The sequence below is a fragment of the Pseudonocardia sp. NPDC049154 genome (assembly GCF_040648315.1).
GTDB lineage: Bacteria > Actinomycetota > Actinomycetes > Mycobacteriales > Pseudonocardiaceae > Pseudonocardia.
Genome location: NZ_JBEZDN010000001.1, coordinates 179,464 through 195,809, shown reverse-complemented (window position 1 = coordinate 195,809; position 16,346 = coordinate 179,464). Strand labels below are relative to the sequence as shown.

The 16,346-nt window shown below is 71.3% G+C and carries 15 protein-coding genes and 1 pseudogene; 14 read left to right on the top strand and 2 right to left on the bottom strand.

What is annotated here, in order from left to right:
• Window positions 1-37 precede the first annotated feature (37 nt).
• The 8 genes from AB0B41_RS00980 to dmpG all read left to right on the top strand — a co-directional run bounded on the left by AB0B41_RS00980 (window position 38) and on the right by dmpG (window position 7,802).
• Window positions 38-1,144: an extradiol ring-cleavage dioxygenase gene (locus AB0B41_RS00980; protein WP_358197477.1), complete on the top strand. Its 1,107-nt coding sequence runs from the start codon at window positions 38-40 to the stop codon at window positions 1,142-1,144.
• Window positions 1,141-1,983 carry an alpha/beta hydrolase gene (locus AB0B41_RS00975; protein WP_358197475.1) on the top strand — a complete coding sequence of 281 codons (843 nt, stop codon included), beginning with the start codon at window positions 1,141-1,143 and terminating at the stop codon, window positions 1,981-1,983. Before AB0B41_RS00980 ends, AB0B41_RS00975 begins: the two co-directional genes overlap by 4 nt.
• Entirely contained in the window at window positions 1,976-2,839 is an 864-nt protein-coding gene (locus AB0B41_RS00970) for a PaaI family thioesterase (RefSeq protein ID WP_358197472.1), read from the top strand. Before AB0B41_RS00975 ends, AB0B41_RS00970 begins: the two co-directional genes overlap by 8 nt.
• Complete coding sequence (locus AB0B41_RS00965) at window positions 2,808-3,911, top strand: LLM class flavin-dependent oxidoreductase (RefSeq protein ID WP_358197470.1); 1,104 nt, start codon at window positions 2,808-2,810, stop codon at window positions 3,909-3,911. The genes AB0B41_RS00970 and AB0B41_RS00965 overlap by 32 nt, the downstream gene beginning before the upstream one ends.
• 5 nt (window positions 3,912-3,916) lie before the next feature.
• Window positions 3,917-4,924, top strand: coding sequence for an amidohydrolase family protein (locus AB0B41_RS00960; RefSeq protein WP_358197468.1), 1,008 nt, complete (start codon window positions 3,917-3,919; stop codon window positions 4,922-4,924).
• A gap of 76 nt (window positions 4,925-5,000) precedes the next feature.
• Window positions 5,001-5,843 carry a fumarylacetoacetate hydrolase family protein gene (locus AB0B41_RS00955; protein ID WP_358197466.1) on the top strand — a complete coding sequence of 281 codons (843 nt, stop codon included), beginning with the start codon at window positions 5,001-5,003 and terminating at the stop codon, window positions 5,841-5,843.
• Between the two features lie 13 nt (window positions 5,844-5,856).
• Window positions 5,857-6,792: an acetaldehyde dehydrogenase (acetylating) gene (locus AB0B41_RS00950; RefSeq protein ID WP_358197464.1), complete on the top strand. Its 936-nt coding sequence runs from the start codon at window positions 5,857-5,859 to the stop codon at window positions 6,790-6,792.
• Window positions 6,789-7,802 (top strand): 4-hydroxy-2-oxovalerate aldolase, encoded by a 1,014-nt coding sequence (gene dmpG / locus AB0B41_RS00945; protein ID WP_358197462.1) that lies wholly within the window; start codon window positions 6,789-6,791, stop codon window positions 7,800-7,802. The genes AB0B41_RS00950 and dmpG overlap by 4 nt, the downstream gene beginning before the upstream one ends.
• Before the next feature lie 36 nt (window positions 7,803-7,838).
• Here the strand turns inward: dmpG and AB0B41_RS00940 are convergent, their stop codons facing one another.
• Window positions 7,839-9,488: an AMP-binding protein gene (locus AB0B41_RS00940; RefSeq protein ID WP_358197460.1), complete on the bottom strand. Its 1,650-nt coding sequence runs from the start codon at window positions 9,486-9,488 to the stop codon at window positions 7,839-7,841.
• 109 nt (window positions 9,489-9,597) lie between these two features.
• Here AB0B41_RS00940 and AB0B41_RS00935 point away from each other — a divergent pair, with 109 nt between their 5' ends.
• The 5 genes and pseudogenes from AB0B41_RS00935 (at window position 9,598) to AB0B41_RS00915 (ending at window position 14,365) form a co-directional block, all read left to right on the top strand.
• Window positions 9,598-11,115, top strand: a complete 1,518-nt coding sequence (locus tag AB0B41_RS00935) for an AMP-binding protein (RefSeq protein ID WP_358197458.1) — start codon at window positions 9,598-9,600, stop codon at window positions 11,113-11,115.
• A 68-nt stretch (window positions 11,116-11,183) separates the two neighbouring features.
• A complete protein-coding gene (locus AB0B41_RS00930; protein WP_358197456.1) occupies window positions 11,184-12,365 on the top strand; it encodes an acyl-CoA dehydrogenase family protein in 1,182 nt (393 codons plus the stop codon).
• Between the two features lie 2 nt (window positions 12,366-12,367).
• Window positions 12,368-13,507: pseudogene (locus AB0B41_RS00925) on the top strand (AMP-binding protein); the annotation flags it as partial.
• Between the two features lie 100 nt (window positions 13,508-13,607).
• Window positions 13,608-13,958, top strand: coding sequence for a hypothetical protein (locus AB0B41_RS00920; protein WP_358197454.1), 351 nt, complete (start codon window positions 13,608-13,610; stop codon window positions 13,956-13,958).
• Window positions 13,880-14,365 (top strand): hypothetical protein, encoded by a 486-nt coding sequence (locus tag AB0B41_RS00915; protein ID WP_358197451.1) that lies wholly within the window; start codon window positions 13,880-13,882, stop codon window positions 14,363-14,365. Before AB0B41_RS00920 ends, AB0B41_RS00915 begins: the two co-directional genes overlap by 79 nt.
• Window positions 14,366-14,390: 25 nt before the next feature.
• Here the strand turns inward: AB0B41_RS00915 and AB0B41_RS00910 are convergent, their stop codons facing one another.
• Window positions 14,391-15,146 (bottom strand): FCD domain-containing protein, encoded by a 756-nt coding sequence (locus AB0B41_RS00910; protein ID WP_358197449.1) that lies wholly within the window; start codon window positions 15,144-15,146, stop codon window positions 14,391-14,393.
• 96 nt (window positions 15,147-15,242) lie between these two features.
• Here AB0B41_RS00910 and AB0B41_RS00905 point away from each other — a divergent pair, with 96 nt between their 5' ends.
• Window positions 15,243-16,316 carry an acyl-CoA dehydrogenase gene (locus tag AB0B41_RS00905; RefSeq protein ID WP_358197447.1) on the top strand — a complete coding sequence of 358 codons (1,074 nt, stop codon included), beginning with the start codon at window positions 15,243-15,245 and terminating at the stop codon, window positions 16,314-16,316.
• Window positions 16,317-16,346: the final 30 nt, after the last annotated feature.

Genomic DNA, 16,346 nt, shown 5'->3' with positions numbered 1-16,346 from the left:
CCCGACGGCAGCGACGCCGACGACACGTGGAGGGATCATGGCGGAGTTCCTCGGCCTGGGGCTGACGCACTACCCACTGCTCGCCGGGACGGACGAACACATGGCCGGCCTCCTGCGCTGGACGCTGACCGACCCGGACATCCCGCAGGAGCTGAAAGACCCGACCTCCTGGCCGGAACGGATGCGCCGAGAGTGGGGCGAGGACGGCGGGACCGCCGCGGCTTCCGCCCACCGGGCCGAGCTCGTCGAGCACCTCGCACGCTGCCGGGCCGAGCTCGACGAGTTCCGGCCCGACCTGGTGGTCGTGTGGGGCGACGACCAGTACGAGAACTTCCGCGAGGAGGTCGTGCCGCCCTTCTGCGTGCTGGCCTACGACGACCTCGAGGTCCCGGCGTTCGAGGTGATGAACGAGCGCGGCAGCCCCAACGCCTGGGGCCTCCCGGATGACTTCGGGATCACCCTGCACGGCGACGCCGCCGCGGCCCGACGCCTGGCGAACGTCCTCATCGAGTCGGGCTTCGACATGGCGTACTCGTACCGCAAGCGGGCGGGGGCGCACTTCCCGCACGCCATCCTCAACACCCAGCTGTTCCTCGACTACAACGATGCCGGATCCAAGTTCCCGTACCCGCTGCTGCCGATCACCGTGAACTGCTACGGGCAGCACGCGATTGCACGCAAGGGTGGGTTGGCGCGGTTCGCCGACATCGCCCACGAGCAGCTGGATCCCGTCGGTCCCTCGCCGGCGCGCTGCCTGGACCTCGGCGCCGCCGTCGCCCGGGCCTTCCGGGACACCGACCTGCGGGTCGCGCTGGTGGCGTCGTCGAGCTGGTCGCACGCGTTCCTCACCGACAAGCTGTGGCACCTGCGCCCGGACACCCCCGCCGACGAGCGGCTCTACGAAGCTTTCCTCGCCGACGACGTCGACACCTGGCGCGCGGTCGCCGGCGCCGAGATCGTCGATGCCGGACAGCACGAGATGCTCAACTGGTTCTGCCTGCTGGGGGCGGTGCACGAGCTCGGGCTGCCGCGTGACTGGTCGACCTTCGTGACCACCGACGTGTTCAACTCCAACAAGTGCTTCGCCGTCTTCAAGGCGCCTGCCGAGGTGGGTGCCGGGACGGCGGGACGGGACGTCTCATGACCACGGCAACGGCCGCCGACCTCGTGCAGCGCAATCGGGTCGTCGTGCCCGGCCTCACCGCTGAGCCGATCGACACCTTCTACCTCGAGGCCGGGAGCGGCGCACCGGTACTGCTGCTGCACGGCTCCGGACCCGGGGTCTCGGGCTGGGCGAACTGGCAGCACACGATCCCGGGTCTCGCCGAGCACTTCCGCGTCCTCGCGCCGGACACCGTCGGCTACGGCGCGACCTCACGGCCCGCCGACGTCGTGTACTCATTGCAGACCTGGACCGACCACATCGTCGGGTTCATGGACGCGCTGGGGCTCGACCGCGTCTCACTCGTCGGCAACTCCCTCGGTGGGCGGATCTCCCTCGACATGGCCGAGCGATACCCGGACCGGGTCGAGCGGATGGTGCTCATGGGGTCGCCCGGCGTGGGGATGACCGTGACGGACGGGCTGAAGGCCCTGCGGGCCTACGAGCCGTCTCCCGAGAACATGCGGGCGTTGCTGCTCGACTACTTCGCCGTCGACAAGTCGATCATCACCGACGAGCTGGTGCGCATCCGGTACGAGGCGAGCGTCGAGACCTTCGACGCCTATCGAGCGATGTTCACCGATCCGCGGCACAAGGGCAACGAGCTGGGCATCACCGAGGAGCAGGCCCGCGCGATCCGCACGCCCTCACTGCTCGTCCACGGCCGCGAGGACAAGGTCGTCCCGCCGGAGGTGTCGTGGACGATGCTCCACCTCCTGGCGGATGCCGACCTGCACGTGTTCGCACGCTGCGGGCACTGGACGCAGATCGAGCGGGCCGGCGAGTTCACGGCGCTGGTGGCGGACTTCCTTCGTGGGTGACCCGAGCAGCAGCACGCCCGTGCTGACCCCTCCGATCACACCGCACGGCCGGCCGGAGGAGCTGTTCGCCGTGGCGCCGCTCCGAGCCGGCCGTGGTTGGGCGGCAGGGACGATGACGCTCGGCCCGTGGTTGCAGGATGGGCTCGGCGGGGACGGGCTGGCATCCGGCGCCCTCGCCGTGCTCATGGATGACGTGGTGGGGCAGGCCGCCCTCTCGTGCATGCCGTCGGAGATGTGGGCCGTCACCACGGAGCTGAGCCTGAGCTTCCCAGCGCCGCTGCCTGCCGGGGGCCGCGTGCTCGCGGAGTCGGAGATGCTGCACGTGGACAGCAACGGTGGCGCGGCCCGCGGGCGCGCCGTCCACGAGGACGGGTCCGTCGTCGCGGCGGCCACGGTCTGGCTGCACGCCGTGACCGGGGTGCCGGCCGCCGGTGCGGCGGCGACCGGTGGCGAGGCCCGCCGTCGTGCAGGACTCTCCGCCGCGCTCGGCGTTCTCCACGAGGGTGGTGGGCGGCTCACGACCGAGCCGTCATCCTGGCTGGAGAATGCCCAGGGGGTGATGCACGGTGGTGTCCTCGCCTGCCTGGCCGAGATGTCCGGTCGCCGTGCCGCACCGCAGGAGGCGGTCCGGGGTGGGCCCCTCGGCGGGCGCTGGCGAACCTCGTCGGTGCACGTCGTCTACCTGCGGCCGGCGACCGGTCCGCTGACCGTCGTCCCTGAGCTCCTGCACGCCGGGCGTTCGCTGGCGAGCACCCGGGTCCGCATCCTGGGGGCCACCGGAAAGGCGGTCGCTGAGGCATCGGTCCTCCTGCGACTCACTGACGATGGGCTCGGGGCCGGCGGCAGTGGGACATGACAGGGAAGGGTCGATGACCGGGTACGGCTTGACGATCTTCGGAGGAGGGCGGGGAGCGGATCGGTACGCACGGCTCGGTGCGATCGCCCGCGAAGCCGAGGATGCCGGCTTCGACGGCGTGTGGGTGAGTGAGCTCTACAACCGGTCCGCCACGGTCTCGAGGGCCATGCTGGCCGCGGCGACCTCGCGAGTCATGGTGGGCTCGAACATCGCTTACGGCCCTGGCCGCTCGCCTTTGATCTTGGCGGCGGAGGCGCGCGACCTCGACGAGCTCTCGGAGGGCCGGTTAGTGCTGGGCCTCGGCACCGGCACGCGCGGCATGCTGGAGAACTGGCTGAGCGTGAGCGGGGAGTCGCCGGCCGCGAGAATTACCGAGCTGGTCGAGGTGCTGCGGAAGCTGTGGCGGCTGCACGAGGGCCCGGTGCACCACGAGGGGCGCTTCTACAAGGTCAACGTGTCACCGACTGCAGACACGCCGCCGCCGTTTCAAGAACATCTGCCGATCTGGACCGCGGGCGTCAACCCGGGCATGATCCGGGCGGCCGGACGGGCCTCCGACGGCCTGGTCGGGCACCCGATGTTCACGCGCCGCTACCTCGACGAGGTCGTCCGACCGGAGCTGGCCGTGGCTGCTACCGCAGCCGGTCGCAACCTCGACGCGTTCCAGGTCATGGGTATCCGGATCTGCGCCGTGGCCGAGGGGGCGTCCGACCTCGAGCAGGCCCGGCGCCGGGCGGCGTTCGCCGTCGCCCAGTACGCCGCGTCGCGGGTCTACGACCGGTTGTTCGCCCTGCACGGTTGGACCTCCGAGCAGGAGCACATCCGCGAGGCGGCCCGCGCGAAGGACTTCGCGGCCATGGCGGCAGCGGTACCCGATGCCGCGATCGACGAGTGCACGATCGTCGGCACCGCCGCCGATCTACCCACGGTGGTGGCCAGGCATGCGGAGCCGGTCGATCACCTCGTCCTGACGCCTCCGCCGTGGGGGCTCGACCCCGAGGAGACCGACCAGATGACGAGCCGGCTCATCGCGGCGATGCGCCGTCCGCTCGCGCCGCCACCGGCGAGGTGATGCCCGTGCTTGCTCCGACGGCCGTCGACGTCCACGCCCACCATCTCGGCACGGACGTCCCGCAGCCTGGCCCGCACGACCCGTCCGCACCCCGACTCGTCCTCGACAGCGGGTCCGCGGGAAGGATCATGTGCGGCGAGGTCACCTTCCGGAAGGTGACGTCCGTGCTCTGGGACGTCGACGAGCGCCTGCGTGAGATGGACATTGCGGGTGTCTCCCACCAGGTCGTCTCGCCCGTGCCGGTCACCATGGAGCACGCGTGCTCCCCGGGCGCCGACCCCGCCTATGCGAGCTGGATCAACGACTCCGTGGCCGCCGCGTGCGAGCGGTCGGACCGGCGGCTCCTGGGCCTGGGCTGCCTGCCCCTCGCCGACATCGGCAAGGCGGTCGACGAGCTGGCCCGTTGCCGGGATCTGGGGTTGCGTGGGGTCGAGATCGGCACGCGGGTCGGTGACCTCGACCTCGACGCCCCTGAGCTCGCCCCCTTCTGGGCAGCCTGCGACCGGGTCGGCGCGGCGGTGTTCGTCCACCCGATCCTCGGCGGACAGGGCGTGGTTCGCCGGGCCGGCCAGCCCTACGACCTGGGACTCGGGATGCTTGCGGACACCGCCATCGCCGCATCGTCGCTGGTCTTCGGCGGCGTTTTGGAGCGCCATCCGAACCTTCGGGTCGCCCTGGCGCACGGCTGCGGCGCCTTCCCCTGGGCCTACCCCCGCCTGCGGGTCGCCGCGGATCTGGGTGGTGCGGGTGACCCAGACCTCTGGGACGCGCTGACGCGCCGGCTGTACGCCGACACCCTCGTGTTCGACGACGAGCATCTCCGGCTGCTCGTCCACCGCTTCGGCGCGGACCGACTGCTGCTCGGCAGCGACGCACCCTTCTTCCCCGACCAACTGGCGAAGTCGATGCGCTCGGTCGAAGTGGCCCGCGAGTCGGGTGCGCTGCCCGCCGACCTCGGTCACGAGCGCCTGTGCCGCAACGCCCTGGAGTTCCTGGGCCTGGACGATGCCTGAGCCCGCAGGCCCTCGGGGACGCCGGCACGAGTACCTGGCCCTCGGGGCCGATTCCCTCACCGACGGAAGGACGACCATGCCGAACGGCATCCAGGAGGCCGCCGAGCGGCTGCTCGAGGCCACGCGGACGCGCACCCCGTGCGCGCCGATCCGAGACCTGCTGCCCGACGGGAACGCCGGGACGGCGTACGCCGTGCAGAACATCCTGACCGCGCGGTCCCTGGAGGAGGGCCGTCGGATCGTCGGCCGCAAGGTCGGCCTGACGTCACCGGCCGTACAGCGGCAGCTCGGTGTCGACCGCCCCGACTTCGGCGTGCTGTTCGCCGACATGGAGGTCGCGGACGCCACGGTGGCCGACTCGGGCCGGCTGCTCCAGCCGAAGGTGGAGGCGGAGATCGCCTTCGTCCTGGCCGCCGACCTCGACGCCGCGGACCTCGACGCCGCCGCGGTCCGGGCCGCCACCGCACACGTGGTGGCGGCGCTGGAGATCGTGGACAGCCGGATCGCCGGCTGGGACATCACGTTCGCGGACACCGTGGCCGATAACGCCTCCAGTGCGATGTACGTGCTCGGGACCGAGCGGCTCGATCTCGCCGGGCTGGACCTGACCACGGTACGGATGGAACTGGTCGACGGGGCCGGCGCCACGGTGAGCGAGGGGACCGGGGCGGCGTGCCTGGGCGACCCGGTCGAGGCGGTGCTGTGGCTGGCCCGGACCTGCCGGGATCTCGGGGTCCCGCTGCGGGCGGGGGAGGTTGTGCTGTCCGGCGCTCTGGGGCCGATGGTGCCCGCGACGACGGACGGCGTCTACACCGCGCGCCTGTCCGACCTCGGCACCGTGTCGGTCGGCTTCTCGGGCACCGCCCTTCGGCCCGGTGGCGGTGTCGCCCACACCCGCCCGCTGAGCGTCGCGAACTGAGAGGACGCACGCCTTGAGGACGAAGGTCGCGATCGTCGGTTCGGGCAACATCGGCTCGGACCTGATGTTCAAGGTGATCCGGCTGTCGCAGACGCTGGAGATGGGCGCCATGGTCGGCATCGACCCCGCTTCCGACGGGCTCGCCCGGGCACAGCGACTCGGGTACGCCACCACCGCCGAGGGTGTGCCGGGCCTACTGCAGCTGCCGGTGTTCGATGACATCGGTGTGGTCTTCGACGCCACCTCGGCCAGGGCACACGTCGCCAACGCCGCCCTGCTGGAGCCGCACGGGAAGATCCTTGTCGACCTCACGCCCGCCGCTCTCGGCCCGTTCGTGGTGCCCGCGGTCAACCTCGACCAGCACCGCACCGCACGCAACGTCAACATGGTGACCTGCGGTGGGCAGGCGACGATCCCGATGGTCGCCGCGGTCTCGCGGGTCACGGACGTGCCCTACGCCGAGATCGTCGCCTCCATCGCCGCCCGCTCGGCCGGACCCGGAACCCGGGCCAACATCGACGAGTTCACCGAGACCACGTCGAAGGCGATCGAGGTCGTCGGCGGCGCGCGCCGTGGCAAGGCGATCATCGTGCTGAACCCGGCGGAACCGCCCATGATCATGCGCGACACCGTGCTGTGCCTCGCGGCGGGCGGGGACCCCGACGAGATCCGGGCCTCGGTGAACGCCATGCGCGCCGAGGTCGCCCACTATGTGCCCGGCTACCGGCTCAAGCAACAGGTCCAGGTCGACCCGATCCTCGACGACGAGCCGCTGAGCACCCTGATCGGCGACGCCCCGCGCCCGCGCTGGCGGGTCGCGGTCTTCCTCGAGGTCGAAGGTGCGGCGCACTACCTGCCCTCGTACGCCGGGAACCTGGACATCATGACCTCGGCCGCGCTGCGCACAGCCGAGCAGTTGGTCGGCGCTCAGCTGGAGGTGACCCGGTGACCGCACAGCTCTACATTCAGGACGTCACCCTGCGGGACGGTATGCACGCCGTCCGGCACCGGATGACACCCGAGCAGGTGCGGGCCATCGCCGCTGCCCTGGACAGGGCCGGGGTCGCGGCCATCGAGGTCGCGCACGGCGACGGCCTGGCCGGGGCCAGCCTGACCTACGGTCCGGGCAGCCACACCGACTGGGAGTGGATCACCGCCGCGGCCGAGGTCGTCGAGCACGCTGTGCTCACCACCCTGCTGCTGCCCGGCATCGGCACGATCGAGCAGCTGCGGACGGCCTTCGACCTGGGCGTGCGCTCGGTGCGCGTGGCCACTCACGCGACCGAGGCCGACATCGCGATCCAGCACATCGAGACCGCCCGCGAGCTCGGGATGGACGTGTCCGGGTTCCTGATGATGTCGCACATGGCCCCCGCCACCGACCTGGCGGCCCAGGCGAAGATCATGGAGAAGGCCGGCGCGCACTGCGTCTACGTGACCGACTCCGGTGGCCGGCTGACCATGCGCGACGTCCGTGATCGGGTCCGCGCCTACCGCGACGTCCTGGAGCCCACGACCCAGATCGGCATCCACGCCCACGAGAACCTCTCGCTGTCGGTGGCGAACTCGGTGGTCGCCGTCGAGGAGGGGGTGACGCGGGTCGACGCCTCCCTGGCCGGGCACGGCGCCGGCGCCGGGAACTGTCCCGTCGAGGCCTTCGTCGCGGTCGCGGACCTCCACGGCTGGGACCACGGCTGCGACCTGTTCGCCCTGCAGGACGCCGCCGACGACATCGTCCGCCCGCTGCAGGACCGGCCCGTGCGCGTGGACCGGGAGACCCTCACGCTGGGCTTCGCAGGGGTGTACTCCAGCTTCCTGCGCCACGCCGAGCGCGCGGCCACGCAGTACGGCCTCGACACGCGGGACATCCTCGTCGAGGTCGGCCGCCGCGGCCTCGTCGGCGGCCAGGAGGACATGATCGTCGACATCGCCCTCGACCTCGCCGGGAACCGCGTCTGAGAACGGTCCCCGGCGCCGCGGGCGGACCGGCGGCTGTCAGGTCCCGGGCCGCGCCAGGTCGCGGAGCAGGAACTTCTGGATCTTGCCGGTCGCAGTCATCGGCAGTTGGTCGACCAGGACGACCTTCTCCGGGAGCTTCTGCATCGAGATGTCGCGTCCCGTGAGGAACGACGCGATGTCCTCGAGCGTCGGCCGCTCGCCGGGCGTCGGCACCACCACGGCGCACGCCTTCTCGCCGAGCCGCTCGTCTGGGTAGGGCACGACGGCAACCTGGGCGACGGCCGGGTGAGCCAGCACGTAGCCCTCGATCTCGGCCGCGCTGAGGTTCGTGCCCCCGCGGATGATGATGTCCTTCAGCCTGCCGGACACGCGCATGTAGCCGTGTTCGTCGAACTTCCCCAGGTCACCCGTGTGGTGCCAGCCGTCGGAGTCGACGGTGGCAGCCGTGCGCTCCGGGTCGCGCCAGTACCCGAGGATGGCGCCGGGGCCGCGGTAGCAGATCTCACCCTCCTCTCCGACGGCCGCGGGGTCCCCGTCGGGTCCGAGCAGCCGGAGCTCGACGCCTTCCAGCGCGGGGGTGCCGTCCGAGCCCGCCCGACGCTCGAGGGGGTCTCCCGGATGGCAGCAGGTGACAGCGAGCAACTCGGTGCAGCCGTAGAGCGGCATGAGGACGCCGCCGTCGAAGGCCTGGTCGAACTCGACGGCCAGGGCCTCGGGGATGGGCGCGCCGGCACACAGCCAGAAACGCATTGAGGAGAGGTCGAGCCTGGCCTCGCGCTGGGCGTCCAGTGCCATCCGGACGAAGGGGGTCGCGGTGGCCGACGCCGTGCAGCGGTACCGCTCGATGCGGCGCAGCGCCTCGGTGGGCTCCCAGACGTCGAGCAGATGCGTCTCGGATCCTGTCGCGAGTGGGACGAGCACCCCGACCAGCAGGCCGGTGGCGTGCGCGACGGGGGACGGCATGAACATGACGTCGTCCGGACGGGTCTGGAACACGTCCCGGGCCAGACCGCGGGCAGAGAAGTCGATGGTGTTCCAGGTGTGGACGCAGCCCTTGGCGGTCGACTCGGTCCCGGACGTGTAGACGATGACGTGCGGGTCGTCGGGGTCCGGGTACTCGCCGAGGTCCACAGAGCCGGACGCAGGGGCGCACGCCTCGTCGAACGCCAGCTCGCCGGCGGCCGGGGTGGCGCGCGCGACGATGAGGTTCGCGAGCGCCGGGATCTCACGCTGCAGGGCGCGGAACATCTCAGCGTGGTCGAACCCGCGGAACTCGCCGGTGGTGACGGCGGCGACGGCGCCGGAGTTGCGCAGGACGTGCGCGACCTCGGTCTGCCGGTACACGGTCATGATCGGCACCGTCACCGCGCCGATGCGGTTGATCGCCAGGTACGCGATCACGAACTCCGTCCAGCTGGGCAGCTGGACGACAACCCGATCCCCGCGCCGGACGCCGAGGCGCAGCAGCGTGGCGCCGAAGCCGTGTGCACGTTCGCGGAGCGTGCCGTAGTCCAACTCCGTCGTCCCGTCGGACACGAACCGCCGTGTAGGGGTGGCCTCCGCCCAACGGTCGAGGAGGCCGGCAGCGGAACCGCCCTGCCACCACCCGTTCTCACGGTAACGCCGCCGCGTCTCCTCGTCGTACCGGTCGTGCACTGTCAGGGCGGGGGTCTCGGCAGTGACCATCGGTGTTCTCTCCGCTTCGTCGCGAACGCCCGGTTGTGATCGGGGGCACGATGCTAGCGAGAAGGCATCGCCCTTATCAATGGTCGGTCCAAAAGTTACGCTGTCGCCCATGTATCCCGGTGTGCACTCGGCGACGATGCCGGACAGGCCCGCCCTGGTCATGGTCGGGAGCGGGAACCGAGTCACCTGGGCCGAGCTCGACGCCCGCAGTGCGGCGCTGGCGGCCGTGTGGCGCCGCGCCGGCCTCGCGATCGGGGACGTCGTCCTCCTCGCCCTGACCAACGACGTGCGCTGGGCCGAGATCGCCTGGTCCTGCTGGCGTAGTGGCCTGGTGCTCGCTCCCGTCGACACTCACCTCCGTGCGGACGAGCTCGCACCCCTGGTCGAGATGGCCAGGCCGGCCGCCGTGGTGGTGGGGACGGAACTCGTGCCGACGGTCCGGGCCGCCGTGGGTCTCGCGGGGGTCCCGGATCCGATGTGGTCGGTGGTCGGTCAGGGCTACGACCAGATGGTCTCCGCAGCTCGCCCGGAGGACGCTCCACCGGAGACCATGGGCGGCCGGTTGCTGTTCAGCTCGGGCACGACCGGTCGACCAAAGCCATTCCGCGAGAGCCCTCCGGGCGTCCACCCTCGCGAGGTCTCACTGCGGTACGCCACGATGATGACCGACCTGGGCGTGGTCCCGCGCCCTGGCGAGGAGCCGCCGACGTTCCTCAGTCCCGGTCCCGCCTATCACACCGCGCCGATGGGCTTCCTCCACGCAGTGCAGCAGCTCGGCGGCACGGTCGTCATGGCCGAGCGCTTCGACGCGGAGCAGTGCCTCTCCGCGATCGAGCGGCACGAGGTGACGCACAGTCTCTGGGTGCCGACGATGTTCGTGCGCATGCTCCGGCTATCGGCGGAGGTCAGGGGACGGTACGACCTCGACTCCCACCGTGTCGCGGTGCACGGCGCCGCTCCGTGTCCGCCGACGGTCAAGCAGGCGATGCTCGAGTGGTGGGGTCCGATCCTCCACGAGTACTACGGCTCGTCGGAGGGCTACGGGAGGACCTCGATCGGCCCCGAGGAATGGCTCGCGCACCCGGGCTCGGTCGGTCGGGCCAAGGGTGGTTCGATCCGCATCGCCGACGCCGAGGGGCGTGACCTGCCGGCGGGGGAGACCGGGCGCGTCTGGCTCGTCCGCGACGGTGCGCCGGAGCCCCTTCGCCGGCCGGACGGTGGGGCCGACCTCGCGGCGACGCCGGGATGGGGATGTGCGGGTGATCTCGGCAGGCTCGACGACCAGGGGTACCTCTACCTGTCGGGCCGCAGTTCGGAGCTGATCATCACGGGCGGGGTCAACGTCTATCCGCCCGAGGTCGAGGACGTGCTGGCCCTGCATCCGGCCGTGGAAGACGTCGCCGTGTTCGGGGTGCCCGACGGTGAATTCGGCGAGCAGGTCCGCGCGGCGGTCCAACCGCTGGGTACTCCCGGCCCCGGACTCGCGACGGAGCTCGTCGAGTACTGCCGGCAACGGCTGGCGCCCTTCAAGTGCCCGAGGGTCGTCTATGTCGTCGAGCGGCTGCCCCGGACCGAGACGGGCAAGGTGCGCCGGGCCGATCTGCAGGCGCTGTCGCAGGATCGGTGAGGAGTCTGTCTTCCACAGGTTTGGTCTGACCCTTAGCATATTAAGCGCTACGGACCGAAGGAGCTTCGATGGATCTGGCGGACACCCCCGAAGAGGCGACGTTCCGGCAGCGGGTACGGATCTGGCTTGCCGAGTCGCTCCCCGCGCTGCCCTGGCCCGAACCGGTCGAGCTCGTGGACAAGCTGCCGTTCTGGAGGCAGTGGCAGCGGATGCTGTTCGACGGCGGGTTCGCCGGGATGTCGTGGCCCCAGGAGTACGGCGGCCAGGGAGCCGACGCCCGGATCCGAGCGGTCTTCACGGACGAGGCGGACCGCGCCGGCGCCCCGGAGCGGCTGAACACGGTTGGCGAGGACTTCGCCGGGCCCACGATCATCGCGTTCGGAACCGACGCCCAGAAGGAACGCTTCCTGCGCCCGATCCTGGCCGGTGACGAGCTGTGGTGCCAGCTGTTCTCGGAGCCGGATTCCGGTTCCGACCTGGCCTCGCTGCGCACCAAGGCCACGAAGGTCGACGGCGGGTGGCGCATCTCCGGGCAGAAGATCTGGACCAGTCGGGCCCACCTCGCGACAAACGCGATCCTGCTGGCCCGGACGGGCGGCCCCGACCTGCCGCGGCACAAGGGGATCACCTACTTCCTCCTGCCACTGGCGAGTAGGGGCGTGACGGTCAGGCCGCTGGCCCACATGCTGGGCGAGGCGGAGTTCAACGAGGTCTTCCTCGACGACGTCTTCGTGCCGGACGACCTGGTCCTCGGCGAGGTGAACGGCGGCTGGAAGGTCGCCATGGCGACGCTCGGCTTCGAGCGGGTCGGCATCGCGACTGGCCGGGTGAACACCAAGCGCGCGGTGGACGACATCGTCTCCGAGATCCGCGGGATGACCGGCGCGGACGGCACGCCGCTCGGGGCGGACCGCGTCGTCCGGCAGAAGGTCGCTGACCTCTACGGGCGTGCGCTCGTGCACAACGCCATCGGGCAGCGTGTCCTCTCGCTCGCTGCAGACGGCGCGGCACCCGGACCGGTGACCTCGATCGGCAAGCTTTACTTCTGCCCGCTGGTCGAGGACCTGGCCGACTTCCGGCAGTCGCTGTCCCCGATCGGCGGGCAACTGGCGACGACCGAGCAGTCCGACGCCGAGAGCCGCTGGCAGCGGTTGGCCTACCAGGCCCGTGGCACCGCCATCGCCGGTGGCTCGACGTTCATCCAGCGCAACATCGTCGCCGAGCGGATGCTCGGCTTGCCGAGGAGCTGACCGTGTCGACCGTCTCCGAGACGCACGAGGGACAGGACACCGCCTACGTCTGGACCCCGGGACTGGACTACCTGGAGTCGGCCAGGGTCGCCCGGTTCGCCCGCCGACACGGGATCGAGGGGATCGCCGCGCTGCGTGAGCGCTCGGTCGCCGACGTCGGGTGGTACTGGGGCGCTGTCGTCGAGGACCTCGGGCTGCCGTTCAGCTCTCCGTGCTCGCAGGTGCTCGACGACTCGCAGGGCATCACCGACCCCGAGCGGTTCGTCGGCGGCGAGCTGAACCTCGCGGACGCGTGCCTGGCCCGCTGGGCGGCCGATCCCGAGTTCCGTGACCGTCCCGCCGTCGTGCACGAGGACGAGGGCGGGGCGGTCGACCGGCTGACCTTCGCCGAGCTCGACGAGCGGGTGCGACGGGTTGCGGCAGGGCTCCGCGAGCTCGGTGTCGGTCGCGGGGACGCGGTGGCTCTGTACCTTCCGAGGGCCACCGAGGCGGTGATCGCCTTCTACGCGGCGGCCCGGCTCGGGGCGGTGCTGGTCCCGTTCTTCTCCGGGTTCGCCGCCGGTGCGGTCGCGTCGCGGCTGGACGACGCCAACGTCCGCGTGGTGATCGTCGCGGCCTCGACGGTCCGACGGAAGCGCACGGTGGCGATGCTGCCGACGGTGCGGGAGGCAGTGCGTCACTGTCCGGGCGTGCGGCATCTCGTCGTCGTCGGCGGCGAGGGGCACCCTGACGCCGCCGTGCCCGAGGTGTCGTGGCGGGACCTCCTCGCGCACGATCCGGACGCCGGTCCCGCGGTGCAACTCCCGGCGACCGAGACGCTCCTGCTGGCCTACACGTCCGGCACCACCGGCCGTCCGAAGGGTGCGGTGCACACCCACGCCGGCTTCCTCGTGAAGACGGCGTCGGAGGTCGCCTACTCGTTCGACGTCGGCCCCGGCGGCGTGTTCTGCTGGATCACCGACATGGGCTGGATCATGGGCCCGCTGTCGATCGTGGGAACTCATTCCAACGGCGGCACCCTCGTGCTGTACGAGGGTTCGCCGGACGTGCCCGACCTGAACCGGCTCTGGAGCCTCGTCGAGCGACACCGGGTCACGATGCTGGGCGTCTCCCCGACGCTGATCCGCACACTGCGGACCCGCGACAGCGACCTCTCGGGGTTCGACCTGAGGTCGGTGCACACCCCTCGGTTCGACCGGGGAGCCGTGGGACGCCGAGTCCTACGACTGGTTGGCACGGACCGTGTTCGGTGGCCGGGTCCCGATCATCAACTTCTCCGGGGGCACCGAGGTCGGTGGCTCGTTCCTGGCGCCCTACCCGATCGAGCCGATCCGCAGCTGTTCCCTCGGCGGGCCCTCGCTGGGGATGGACGTCGACGTCGTCGACGCCTCGGGGAAGTCGGTACGCGGCGAGGTCGGCGAGCTGGTCTGCCGCCAGCCGTGGCCCGCGATGACCCGGGGGTTCTGGCGTGACCGGAGCGCTACCTCGAGGCCTACTGGTCCACGTTCCCCGGGATGTGGCGGCACGGGGACCACGCGGTGGTCGACGCCGACGGACAGTGGTACCTGCGCGGGCGGTCGGACGACGTCATGAACGTCGCGGGTAAGCGACTGGCGCCGGCGGAGGTCGAGGCCGTGCTGATCGCGCACCCCGACGTGGCGGAGGCCGCCGTCGTCGGAGTGCCGGACGCCAAGAAGGGCGAGGCGGTCTGGGCGTTCTGGGTGCCGCGACAGGGCGACCCGAGCGCTGCGCCGGAGGAGATCGCCGCGGAGCTGCGCGCACGGGTGGCGGACGAGCTGGGCAAGCCGTTCGCGCCTTCGCTGCTCCGCCCCGTGGCACAGCTGCCCAAGACCCGCTCCGCGAAGATCATGCGGCGGGCCGTCCGGGCCGCCGCCCTCGACGAGGATCCCGGGGGCCTGTCCGGAGCCGAGAATCCCGAGGCGCTCGAGGTCGTTCGTGCGGCGGCGCGGGACGCGAAGCGTGCCTCCGATGCCCGCTGACCGAGCGAGCGGTGGTCATGCCCGGTCAGTGGTCGGCGACGGAGATCTCGGTCCGGCTGTCCGCCTCCAGCGCCGCGGCGGCGTAGGAGTGGACGTGCCGGGCCATCCGCCGCACCGCGGCATCGGGGTCGCGTTCCGCAACGGCGCGGGTCACCGACCGGTGGGCCCGCACGGCGATGGAGCGGACCTGCTCGTTGACGAAGCCCTCGTTGTTCGTCGTGGTGTAGATAGCCCGCGAGAGCGCCATCATGACTCCGGTGAGGATCTCGTTGTGGCCCGCCTCGGCCACGGCGATGTGCCAGGCGACGTTCGCCCGCAGGAAGTCGTCCAGGTTCTCGGCCGCGGCGACCTCCTCGTTCGTGACGTCGAGTCGCCGCAGGTCGGTCGGTGTGTGGTGCAGTGCCGCGAGCCGGGCGCAGGACGGCTCGACGGCCTCCCGGGTCTCGTGAACCGAGGCCAGCCGGAGGTGCCGGCCCCGGATCAGCAGGTCCAGCGAGCTGGCCACGGACTCCCCGCCGGGCTGCTGCACGAAAGCGCCGCCCGAGCGACCCGCGCGAATCCGGATCAGCCCTTGCACCTCGAGGATGCGCAGCGCCTCACGCACCGTGGTGCGGCTCATCCGGGTCTGGACGACCAGTTCGCGTTCGGGGGGCAGCGGGGTGCCCTCGCTGTACTCCCCGGACAGGATGCGCTCGCGAAGTTCGTTCGCCAGGACATCCGAGGCCTTGGGCACCTCCATCGCTGGGAGCCGGATCACCGATCGGGCGTCGTTCGGGGCCATCGCGCGCCCTCCTTGGTCTAAAGGTCTGACCCAATCTAGCATCGACAGAGGCGACGCACGGTGCGGTGCGCATCGCGGATCGACGAGGAGCAGGACATGCGTTGGGAACTCTCCGCCGAGCAGGCCGACTTCCGCTCGGTGCTCGCCGACTGGCTGACCGAGGTGTGCGCACCCGAGACGTTGCGCAGCTGGCTGGACGCCGGCGACCACGGCGCTTTCGAGGAGCGCTTCACGGCTGACGGGTGGTTCGGTGTCGGGTCGCCGGAGGACCTCGGGGGCGAGGGGGGTGGGCTCGTGGAGCTTGCTCTCGCGGCCGAGGAGCTCGGGCGCCGTGGGGCGCCGTCGTCGGCCTGGCTGGGGTCGATGCTCGCCCTCCCGGCCCTTGCGCGGGACGCCGAGGCGGCCAAGACGCTGCTGGCGGACGGGATGACGACGGTCCTTGCGGTGCCGTCAGGCGCGGTCCCGAACGGACGGCACGCCCTGGCGGGCGACGGCGGTCTGCGGGGAGCGATCTCGACGGTGCTGGCCGCGACCCGGGCTCGGCGCTTCGTCGTCCCGGTCGAGGACGGAACGCTGCAGCTGGTCGAAGCGGGCCAGGACGCCGTGCGGGTGCACGGACGGGAGCTGACCGATAGGACTCGCACCGTTGGCGACGTGGAGTTCGACGGTGTGCACGGCACGACGATCCCGGGCGACGCGGCCGAGGTGCTCGAGCAGGCGGCCCTGCGTGCCGCGGTGCTGGTGTCGGCCGACGCCCTCGGGGTGATGGAGCGAATGCTCGACGAGACGGTGGAGTACGCCGGTCAGCGCCGTCAGTTCGGCGTGCCGATCGGATCCTTCCAGGCGGTCAAGCACGCGGCGGCGGAAATGCTCGTGAAGGTGGAGTCGGCGCGGTCGATCGTCTATCTCGCAGCGGCTTCCGTGGAGGCGGGGCTGGACGACGCACCTCTGCACGCTGCGGCCGCGAAGGCGCAGGTCTGTGGCGCTGCATCTGTAGCCGCGGACACCGCGCTCACCTTGCACGGGGCCATCGGATACACGTGGGAGCACGACCTCCAGATCTTCTACAAGCGGGCGAAGCTCGACGCGCAGCTGTTCGGCTCCGTCGCCGAGTGGAACGAACGGCTCGCGGCCAGGTTGGAGCTCCTGCCAGGAACGTCACAGGGCTAAGCGTGTCCTTTGGTCAGTCCTTTGTTAGGA

What these genes read in the sequence shown, in the direction of transcription:
- AB0B41_RS00980 (WP_358197477.1), top strand. Translation starts at nt 38, where the DNA reads ATGGCGGAGTTCCTCGGCCTGGGGCTGACGCACTACCCACTGCTCGCC.
- AB0B41_RS00975 (WP_358197475.1), top strand. Translation starts at nt 1,141, where the DNA reads ATGACCACGGCAACGGCCGCCGACCTCGTGCAGCGCAATCGGGTCGTC.
- AB0B41_RS00965 (WP_358197470.1), top strand. Translation starts at nt 2,808, where the DNA reads ATGGGCTCGGGGCCGGCGGCAGTGGGACATGACAGGGAAGGGTCGATG.
- AB0B41_RS00955 (WP_358197466.1), top strand. Translation starts at nt 5,001, where the DNA reads ATGCCGAACGGCATCCAGGAGGCCGCCGAGCGGCTGCTCGAGGCCACG.
- AB0B41_RS00940 (WP_358197460.1), bottom strand. Translation starts at nt 9,488, where the DNA reads ATGGTCACTGCCGAGACCCCCGCCCTGACAGTGCACGACCGGTACGAC.
- AB0B41_RS00935 (WP_358197458.1), top strand. Translation starts at nt 9,598, where the DNA reads ATGTATCCCGGTGTGCACTCGGCGACGATGCCGGACAGGCCCGCCCTG.
- AB0B41_RS00930 (WP_358197456.1), top strand. Translation starts at nt 11,184, where the DNA reads ATGGATCTGGCGGACACCCCCGAAGAGGCGACGTTCCGGCAGCGGGTA.
- AB0B41_RS00915 (WP_358197451.1), top strand. Translation starts at nt 13,880, where the DNA reads ATGTGGCGGCACGGGGACCACGCGGTGGTCGACGCCGACGGACAGTGG.
- AB0B41_RS00910 (WP_358197449.1), bottom strand. Translation starts at nt 15,146, where the DNA reads ATGGCCCCGAACGACGCCCGATCGGTGATCCGGCTCCCAGCGATGGAG.
- AB0B41_RS00905 (WP_358197447.1), top strand. Translation starts at nt 15,243, where the DNA reads ATGCGTTGGGAACTCTCCGCCGAGCAGGCCGACTTCCGCTCGGTGCTC.